The sequence below is a fragment of the Streptomyces sp. NPDC056160 genome (assembly GCF_042268205.1).
Classification (GTDB): domain Bacteria; phylum Actinomycetota; class Actinomycetes; order Streptomycetales; family Streptomycetaceae; genus Streptomyces.
The window spans coordinates 1-1,338 of sequence record NZ_JBHJUW010000352.1; the positions used below are offsets into that span (position 1 = coordinate 1).

Consider the following 1,338-nt stretch of genomic DNA (forward strand, 5'->3'; position numbering starts at 1 on the left):
GGTGGCGGGGGCCCCTCCCCCCCCCGGGGGGGCCCCCCCCCCCTCCATCTGCCCTGCGCCCGATCGCTACCAGCGCATGCCGAGGGCGGTCCACTGGGCGCGCTGCTCATCGGACAGCTTGTCGGCGCGGCGGCGGGTGTTGTCGACGACGGCACCCAGCTTGATCTCGGTCCCGTCCGGCAGTACCTCCACCGCCTTCCTCGGCACCCGCAGATGTCCCTCCCGCTCGAAGAACTGCCGCGCCGCCGCGAGGTTCACAGCCCGCGCTGCCTCCCGCCGCCCCGCCGGCCGCGCCGCCGCCTCGACCCCGGCGGGAGCGGGCTCCAGGCCCAGGGACTCCAGGAGGTACTGCTGTGCGGGCATGAGCCGCTCCCACCCGGCGCGCTGCCCTGCCGCCCATGCTCCGAGGTCTTCGCCCTGGACGATGACCTGCCCCGGAGCGTCGGGGAGCGGGCCGCCGGCGCGGACGTGGGCCTGGCACAGCCGGTAGGCCCGCTGCCATCCCGCATCCCACACCGGGCACCATCCCGCGTCGATGGCTTCCAGGGCCTCCCTGCGGCTTTCTGGCAGTTCCCCCGTGCTGGGCACGCCCGTTTCCCCCGCCGCGCGCCGCGCGGCATTCACAGCCGCCTTTCGGGCCGCCTGCCTCTGGTTCTTCGCCCACACACCGATGGGTTGCCCCTCCCACACGGCGGTCGCGGGCGGGACGAAGTGCCCGTGCGCTGCGGCGTACGAGCGGGCGACCGCGAGCATCCCGTCCCACTCGGTGTAGACCGACCACACCATGCCGAGCTTCTCCAGCTCGGCCACCCGCTCAGCCTCCAGTGTCCCGGCCGCGTAGTACCGGCGCTGATCTGCCAACCACGCCCCCAACGGGTAGGAGGGCCCGGGCCCACTCCAGTCCTCCGGGGTCCGGTACGCCACCGGCACCGACAGCACCTCCGAACCGGTCTCCCGCAGCCACCGGTGCGCCGCAGCGATGCCGCGCCGCCAGTACGAGCGCTCGGGGTCGATGACCCGCAGCCGCACGAACGCGGCCACCGTCGCGGGGTCGCGCTCGGTGCTGAACCGCAGGACACCGGCCGCCGCCGCACTCACCCGCGCCGCGCCCTCACCGTCCTGGTCCTGGTCCTCGTCGCCCTCCTGGTCCCCGTCGACGAACTCGCCCTCGGCCTCTGCGAGTTCGCGTCCCTTCGGGCCGCTGCGCGGCCTCGGGTCGGCCAAGGCTTCCACGGTGTCCATGTGAGACAACCTCTAAGGATCACTGCATGATCGATGCGCTGAGCTGTTGGTCTAGTGATCGTTGCAGGATTTTCGTTGTTGTGACGTGTCGACCTG

1 protein-coding gene is annotated in these 1,338 nt (G+C 72.9%); it reads right to left on the reverse strand.

Going from position 1 to position 1,338, the window contains the following annotated elements:
- Positions 1 to 66: 66 nt before the first annotated feature.
- Positions 67 to 1,242, reverse strand: a complete 1,176-nt coding sequence (locus ACFC02_RS42670; RefSeq protein WP_376368444.1) for a helicase associated domain-containing protein — start codon at positions 1,240 to 1,242, stop codon at positions 67 to 69.
- Positions 1,243 to 1,338: the final 96 nt, after the last annotated feature.

Excerpts from the sequence above, each read along its gene's own strand:
- ACFC02_RS42670 (WP_376368444.1), bottom strand. The coding sequence starts at position 1,242 with ATGGACACCGTGGAAGCCTTGGCCGACCCGAGGCCGCGCAGCGGCCCG.